We start from the raw sequence: 7,240 nt of genomic DNA, 5'->3' as shown, positions 1-7,240 counted from the left end.
GACCGGCGGCGTCGGGGGTCTGCTGGGGGCGGCCACCGGCGCCACCAGCCAGCTGGGCGGGATGACGGGTCAGCTGGCCAGCGGCCTGGCGCAGACCGCCAGTTCGGCGGCGGGCGGCGCGCATCCGCCCGGCGGCGCCGGACAGCATCCCGGCGGGTCCGGCGAACATCCCGGCGGATCACCCGGGGGTGGCAAGGACAGCGGCAAGGGTCCCGGTGGCGGTGGTGGTGGGCACGCCGGCGGCACCGAGCCGGCATCGGCTCCGGCCGGGCCGCTGGTGGCGCCGGCGGCTGCCGCCGGCGTGCCCGCGACCGCGGCGCCGGCCACTGTCAGCGCGGCGGCGCCGCCACCGGCAAGTGCGGGGGGCATAGCCGGCGCGCCGATGGGCGGGGGCATGATGTCGCCGATGATGGGTGGCCCCATGGGCGGGCAGGGCAGCGGTGGCGGCGGCGGCGAAGCCGAACGCCAGCTCTATGCCGAGCGGCGGCTGCGGATCGAGACGCCGCCGAACTCCGAGCCGGTCAAGGGTCGCCGAGAGACACGCCGGTCGCGCGACGACCGGCCACGGGAGTGAGGCTGGTTGCTGGTGGAGTTGACCGACGACGAGTACGTAGCCCAGGTGGAGGCGACGATCGCGCACTGGCGCGCCCGTCACGCGGCGTGGAATGCCGCCGTCGACAGCATCGAGGTCGAGCGGTTCCACGACGCGGTGGCGGCGCGTTTCGACAGCAACGGCACGCTGACCGCCCTCGACATCGACCCGTCGGCGCTGACCAACTACACCAACGTCGAACTCGAGCAGATCATCACCGACGTGCTGCAGCGCACCCGCGAGAGTGTGCACGAACAGGTGATGAACCTTTTCGCGCACTACCTCGCGCCCAGCGATCCGCGGTTCGATCCGGGCGCGCTAGGCGGGGCATACGTGCAGCTGCCATAGGCTTCAGCCATGTCGTTCCGGTTGCTGGGGGCCCCGTGGTGGGTTCGCTGGGCGGTCTTTACCTCGCTGCTCGCACTGGGTGTGGTGGTGGTGTGGGGGTTGATCTACCCAGTTCTCGACAACCCGGCCGTCGCCGGATGGTCCGTGGTCATCAGCCTGGCCCTCGGCGGGCTGATGGCCGCGCAGCAGCAACCGAAGCACCGCGCGTATGTTGCCGCAGTCTCCGGGCTCAGCAGCTCAGAGCGCTCCCAAGCCATTCGAGCCGTCTCTGGCGGTGAGATCCCCGCCGACCCAGAGGTTCTGGCCGCAGCCATGGAACTTGCCGACGTCGCCGCCGCCGGCCGCCGGCCCGGCCGGAGCATCTGGGTGTTGCGGCTGGTGTCGCTGGCGTTGTTCGCCGTTGCCGCAGTGATCCCGATCGTCACCGGGAACTTCACCCAGGGCGTGGTCTGGGCCGGGTTGGGACTGACACTGGCCGGCGGCTGGGCATGGGACTGGTACTACTTGCGCCGCTTGCGGATTCGCTACGGTTTGATCTGTGCGGCGGCGCGGGCGGGCGACTAGGGCGTGACGAGGATCTTGCAGTGCCGTTCGGGGTCGGCCAGGTCGTCGAACGCCGCGCCGACACCGTCCAGGCCGACCTCGCCGGTGATCAGCGGGGCGACGTCGATGTCGCCTTCGGCCAATGCGCGCAACGAATCCGCGAACTCCTCGGGCCCGTATGCGAGCGAGAATTGCACGTTGATCTCTTTGGCGATCGCGAAGAATGGATGCACGGTGTCGGGCTCCATGCACACCCCGGCGACCACCAGTCGGGTACCCCGCCGCGCCCGTCGCAGTACGTCGTCGATGATTCCGGGTACCCCGACCGCCTCGAACACCACCGCCGCCTTGACCGTGTCGAACGGCGAACCCTGAGCCGGATCCACCGTCTGGTGTGCGCCCATGGTCGTCGCCAGTTCCCGCCGTTTCGGCGAAAAATCAGCTGCCACAATACTTTCCACACCACGCGCCCGCAGGGTCGCGATGATGGCGATGCCGATCGGTCCGCAACCGAGTACCAGGGCCGTCTCGCCGGGTTGGATGTTCGACTTGTTGACGGCATGCAACCCGACCGCCATCGGTTCGGTCAGGGCGGCGTGTTTGAGGTCCAGGCCGTTGGGGATGGGCGTCAGCAACAGTGCCGAGAGCAGCATCCGTTCGGAGTAACCGCCGATCGTCCTGTTGCTGTAGACGATCGGCTCGGCACCCTTGGCGGACAACAACACTGGCAGCGATATGACCAGCGTTCCGGGTGCATGGGTTTCGGTGTCGGGTCCGGCTTCCAGCACTTCGGCACTGAATTCATGACCCATGAAGATGTCGCGGTTCAGGTCGACGTCCATGCCGCCCGCATCACCTGCCACCTGATTGCTCATCTCCAGCACCCGGGCGCCATGGGCGGCGAAATGCAGGTCGGATCCGCAGATTCCGCACGCCCGCACGGCGACCAGCACCTGGCCCGGCCCGGGTACCGGGTCGGGCACGTCGTCGCGATAGACCATGCGCCCGTCGCGCAATACCGAGGCGCGCATCAGTTCTGCGCCTTCTCGTGTTCGGCGACGTGTTCGGTGATCGCGTTCACCACCGCCTGACCGGCACGGCCGATCAACTGGTCGCGCTTGCCCTTGGCCCACTCGTGTGACGACCGCGGGGCCTCAAGCTGGCCCTTGAAGTGGGGAATCACCTTGCGCGCGAACAGGTCATAACAGTGGTAGGTGGCTCGCGGGGAGGCCCAGTCATGGCCGAGCAGCAGCAGTGTCCCGAAACCTCCGGACCGTTCCAGCAGGTCTTCGATGTGGGCGATCGCGTCGTCGGGTGTGCCGATGCAGCAATTTCCCTTGGCCGCATAGTCTGCGACGAACTCGCGGGGTGACTGCGCGCCTTCGACCTCGTTGGACAGCGGGACGAACCCCGCGGCGCCGAAATATTGCGCGAAATCCTGTAGCCCGTAGGTGCAGTCGTCGATCGCCTGGTCGCGGCTGTCGGCGATGTGCATGATGGACAGCACCCGCCAATCGGCGCGGTCGGGCTCGTCGCGGCCGACCTTGGCGGCCTGCTCGCGCACCACCTCCCAGGTGTTCTCCAGCGCGGCGTAGCCGCCCGGCACCGACATCGACAGCGACAGCAGCGACGTGCCCAGCGCCCCGGCCAGCCGCGGCCCGGACGGGGAAATCATTGCCGCCGTGGATATTTCCGGGTAGGGCCAGGTGTAAGGGCGGATGTGCAGTTGCGCGTCGCGCAGGGTGAACCAGTCGGTGTGACGGTCGATTCGCTCGGTGGGTCCGGCGCGAAACAGCGCCAGGATCGCCTCGAGGGACTCCTGCATCATGTGCCGCTGGTCGACGGGATCGATGCCCATCATGTGGGCGTCCGACGGCAGCGCGCCGGGACCGGTGCCGAACATGACCCGCCCGCGGGTCAGGTGGTCCAGCAGCACCCAGCGGTCGGCCACCATCAGTGGATGGTGGTAGGGCAGCGACACCACTCCGGTACCCAACCGGATGTGCTTGGTCCGCTCCGCCGCGACCGCGATGAACACCTCCGGGCAGGCGATCAGCTCGTAACCTCCCGAGTGGTGTTCGCCGAACCACGCTTCGTCGTACCCCAGCCGGTCCAGCGCGACGACCCGCTCCATGTCGTATTCCAGTGCGACCGTGGGGGATTGGCCGGTCGGATGAAACGGCGTGATAAAGACGCCGAACCGTAGTGGGCCAGTCATCACCATTGCAGTCCTTTCAGGAATTCCAGCAGCGTCGCATTCACCTCGTCCGGTCGCTCCTGCTGCAGCCAGTGTCCCGCGCCGTCGAGCATCACCTCCCGATACGGGCCGGAGACCACCTCCGCGGCCCGGTCTCGTCGGGTGAACATCAACACCGGATCGGCCGCCCCGCCGATGAACAAGCACGGCACCGAGGTTTTGGCGCCGGCCAGTTCCGGGGTGGTCTCCCAGTTGCGGTCCATATTGCGGTACCAGTTCAGCCCGCCGGTGAACCCCGTTCGGGTGAATTCGCTGATGTAGTGGTCGAGTTCGTCCTGGCTGAGCCAGTCGGGCAGACCGTCGGGCTCCGGAATCCGATCGATGAAGCCCTCGGCGTCGGGGGGCGGCATCTGAATGCCCGCGCTCGGATCGCCGGACGTGCGCAGGCTGCCCAACAGCCGGCGCATCGTTCGGGCGGGGTCACCGTTGAGCTCGGCGTCGGCGACACCCGGCTCCTGGAAATACAGGATGTAGAAGAAGGTCTCGCCGAATATCCGTCGAAGTGCCTGCGTCGTCGGTGTTTTCGGCCGCGGCACCGGGGGGACGCTGAGCGCGGCCACGGCCGCGACTCGGTCGGGGTGCAGCAGGGGCGCATTCCACACCACGATGGCACCCCAGTCATGGCCGACCCACACGGCTTTCTCGGCGCCGACGTCGTCGAGCAACCCGACGATGTCGCCGTTCAAGTGGTGGATGTCATAGCCCTCGACAGCGTTCGGACATGAAGAGCCGCCGTAACCGCGTTGATCGGGTGCCAGCACGTGGTAGCCGGCGTCGACAAGGGCGGGAATCTGACGTCGCCATGAATAGGCCAGTTCGGGAAAGCCGTGGGCCAGCACCACCGTGGGGGCACCGCGGTCGCCGGCCTCGATCACCCGCAGCCGCACACCGTTGGTGTCGACTAACCGTTCGGTCGCAAGGGGCACCGTCTCACCAAATCACAACCGCATCGGGCTGAGAAGGGTGGGCAAGCCGCGCAGCATAATTGGTGTATGCGCTTGGATCACATCGTTCTGTGGACGAAGGATCCGCGGGCGGCGATGGATTTCTACTCGCGGGTGATCGGGCTTGCGCCCGTGCGGTTCAGCGAGTTCGAGTCCGGAGAGGCCCCGTTTCCCAGCGTCCGCGTCTGCGAGGACTCGATCATCGACCTGATACCCGTGGAAAACGCAGCCAGTACTGAGTCGACGACCAAGGTAGGGGGCAGCGCGGGCCATCCGGTCAATCACGTCTGCCTTGCCATGTCGAAGGACGAGTACGAAGCGCTGGATCAACGTCTGCAGGCCGCCGGCGTCGACACCGGTGCGCGGCTGAGCAGTAGCTTCGGGGCCCGAGGCTGGGGACACCACGCTTATTACTTCGCCGATCCGGACGGCAATGTGGTGGAGGCCCGGTACTACGACTAATTCGCCCGCCGAGCGTGCGGCTGGCCGCACGCTGGGCGCCGAACGTGATGCTGGGCGCACACTCGGCCGCGCTGCGGGAACTCCCGGTCGTTAACCGACAGAGATAGCGGCGGGAGCTGGCCATACCCACGAGCGGTAACCTGGACTTTTGCAGCTGCGAGTATCGGGGAAGGACCTGGCCGACAAGGCCGATGATTAATGAACCGGAAAAACGTGATTCGCACCATCACGGCGATTGCTGTTGTCGTGGTGCTCGGTTGGTCGTTTTTTTATTTCAGTAACGACACCCGCGACTACAAGCCCGTCGACACCTCGGTGGCGATGGACCAGATCAACAGCGGCAACGTCAAGAGCGCACAGATCGACGACCGTGAGCAGCAACTGCGCCTGACCCTGAACAAAGCCAACGGCGACACCGACGGGTCCGTCAAGATCATCACCAAATACCCGACCGGCTACGCCGTCGACCTGTTCAAAGCGCTCAATGCCAAGAACGCCAAGGTCAGCACCGTCGTCAACGAAGGCAGCATCCTGGGCGAGCTGCTGGTCTATGTGCTGCCGCTGCTGCTGCTGGTGGGCCTGTTCGTGATGTTCTCCCGCATGCAGGGCGGCGCCCGGATGGGCTTCGGCTTCGGGAAGTCCCGCGCCAAGATGCTGAACAAGGACATGCCCAAGACCACGTTCGCCGACGTCGCCGGCGTCGACGAGGCGGTCGAGGAGCTCTACGAGATCAAGGACTTCCTGCAGAACCCCAGCCGCTACCAGGCCCTGGGCGCCAAGATCCCCAAGGGCGTGCTGCTCTACGGCCCGCCGGGGACCGGCAAGACGCTGCTGGCCCGCGCCGTAGCCGGTGAGGCCGGGGTCCCGTTCTTCACCATCTCCGGCTCGGATTTCGTCGAGATGTTCGTCGGCGTCGGCGCCTCCCGCGTCAGGGACCTGTTCGAGCAGGCCAAGCAGAACAGCCCGTGCATCATCTTCGTCGACGAGATCGACGCCGTGGGTCGCCAACGAGGCGCCGGCCTGGGTGGCGGCCACGACGAGCGCGAGCAAACGCTGAACCAGTTGCTGGTCGAGATGGACGGCTTCGGCGACCGCGCCGGTGTGATCCTCATCGCAGCAACCAACCGCCCCGACATCCTGGACCCCGCACTGTTGCGGCCCGGCCGCTTCGACCGGCAGATCCCGGTGTCCAACCCCGACCTGGCCGGTCGCCGGGCCGTCCTACGGGTGCATTCCAAGGGCAAGCCCATCGCCAACGACGCCGACCTGGACGGGCTGGCCAAGCGCACCGTCGGCATGACCGGCGCCGACCTGGCCAACGTCATCAACGAGGCCGCGCTGCTGACCGCCCGCGAGAACGGCACCGTCATCACCGGGCCCGCCCTGGAAGAGGCGGTGGACCGGGTGATCGGCGGCCCACGGCGCAAGGGCCGGATCATCAGCGAGCAGGAGAAGAAGATCACCGCCTACCACGAAGGCGGCCACACCCTGGCGGCCTGGGCGATGCCCGACATCGACCCGGTATACAAGGTGACGATCCTGGCCCGGGGACGTACCGGCGGGCACGCCGTCGCGGTACCCGAGGAAGACAAGGGCCTGCGCACCCGTTCGGAGATGATCGCCCAGCTGGTCTTCGCGATGGGTGGGCGCGCCGCCGAGGAGCTGGTGTTCCGCGAGCCGACGACCGGCGCGGTCTCCGACATCGAGCAGGCGACCAAGGTCGCCCGCGCGATGGTGACCGAGTACGGCATGAGCTCCAAGCTCGGCGCCGTCAAATACGGCACCGAACACGGCGACCCGTTCCTGGGCCGGACCATGGGCAATCAGGCCGACTACTCGCACGAGGTCGCCCGCGACATCGACGACGAGGTCCGCAAGCTCATCGAGGCGGCGCATACCGAGGCGTGGGAGATCCTCACCGAATACCGCGACGTGCTCGACACGCTGGCCGGCGAGCTGCTGGAAAAGGAAACCCTGCACCGCCCCGAGCTGGAGGCGATCTTCGGCGACGTCGAAAAGCGGCCCCGGCTCACGATGTTCGACGACTTCGGCGGCCGTATCCCGTCGGACAAGCCGCCGATCAAGACGCCCGGC

7 protein-coding genes and 1 pseudogene are annotated in these 7,240 nt (G+C 67.3%); 5 read left to right on the top strand and 3 right to left on the bottom strand.

Translation table 11 applies throughout. The features are described from left to right. From VML93_RS13795 to VML93_RS13785, 3 genes and pseudogenes are all read left to right on the top strand, one after another. Nucleotides 1-574, top strand: a pseudogene (locus VML93_RS13795) (hypothetical protein); the annotation flags it as partial. A gap of 12 nt (nucleotides 575-586) precedes the next feature. Then, nucleotides 587-940: a type I secretion protein TolC gene (locus tag VML93_RS13790; RefSeq protein WP_325611389.1), complete on the top strand. Its 354-nt coding sequence runs from the start codon at nucleotides 587-589 to the stop codon at nucleotides 938-940. Between the two features lie 9 nt (nucleotides 941-949). Continuing rightward, nucleotides 950-1,504, top strand: a complete 555-nt coding sequence (locus VML93_RS13785; protein ID WP_325611387.1) for a hypothetical protein — start codon at nucleotides 950-952, stop codon at nucleotides 1,502-1,504. Here the strand turns inward: VML93_RS13785 and VML93_RS13780 are convergent. From VML93_RS13780 to VML93_RS13770, 3 genes are read right to left on the bottom strand one after another with little or no spacing between them, the layout of a single operon-like run. Then, nucleotides 1,501-2,514 carry a zinc-binding dehydrogenase gene (locus VML93_RS13780; protein WP_325611386.1) on the bottom strand — a complete coding sequence of 338 codons (1,014 nt, stop codon included), beginning with the start codon at nucleotides 2,512-2,514 and terminating at the stop codon, nucleotides 1,501-1,503. The two genes, VML93_RS13785 and VML93_RS13780, sit on opposite strands and share 4 nt — an antisense overlap. Beyond that, on the bottom strand, nucleotides 2,514-3,701 hold the full coding sequence (locus VML93_RS13775) for an LLM class flavin-dependent oxidoreductase (protein WP_325611384.1): 1,188 nt from the start codon (nucleotides 3,699-3,701) through the stop codon (nucleotides 2,514-2,516). The genes VML93_RS13780 and VML93_RS13775 overlap by 1 nt, the downstream gene beginning before the upstream one ends. Beyond that, nucleotides 3,701-4,666, bottom strand: coding sequence for an alpha/beta hydrolase (locus VML93_RS13770; RefSeq protein WP_325611382.1), 966 nt, complete (start codon nucleotides 4,664-4,666; stop codon nucleotides 3,701-3,703). Before VML93_RS13770 ends, VML93_RS13775 begins: the two co-directional genes overlap by 1 nt. Nucleotides 4,667-4,732: 66 nt before the next feature. On the opposite strand from VML93_RS13770, the gene VML93_RS13765 reads away from it, so the two are divergent. Beyond that, nucleotides 4,733-5,146 carry a VOC family protein gene (locus VML93_RS13765; protein WP_325611380.1) on the top strand — a complete coding sequence of 138 codons (414 nt, stop codon included), beginning with the start codon at nucleotides 4,733-4,735 and terminating at the stop codon, nucleotides 5,144-5,146. Between the two features lie 198 nt (nucleotides 5,147-5,344). Then, a partial coding sequence (ftsH, locus tag VML93_RS13760; protein ID WP_325611378.1) for an ATP-dependent zinc metalloprotease FtsH occupies nucleotides 5,345-7,240 on the top strand: 1,896 nt, incomplete at its 3' end.

Source organism: Mycobacterium sp. (assembly GCF_035499775.1).
GTDB lineage: Bacteria > Actinomycetota > Actinomycetes > Mycobacteriales > Mycobacteriaceae > Mycobacterium.
The sequence above is the reverse complement of the archived record's forward strand: the minus strand, read 5'-3'. Positions and strand labels throughout refer to the sequence as shown.

Coding starts and splice junctions, on each gene's coding strand:
- VML93_RS13785 (WP_325611387.1), top strand. CDS start 950: ATGTCGTTCCGGTTGCTGGGGGCCCCGTGGTGGGTTCGCTGGGCGGTC.
- VML93_RS13780 (WP_325611386.1), bottom strand. CDS start 2,514: ATGCGCGCCTCGGTATTGCGCGACGGGCGCATGGTCTATCGCGACGAC.
- VML93_RS13775 (WP_325611384.1), bottom strand. CDS start 3,701: ATGACTGGCCCACTACGGTTCGGCGTCTTTATCACGCCGTTTCATCCG.
- VML93_RS13765 (WP_325611380.1), top strand. CDS start 4,733: ATGCGCTTGGATCACATCGTTCTGTGGACGAAGGATCCGCGGGCGGCG.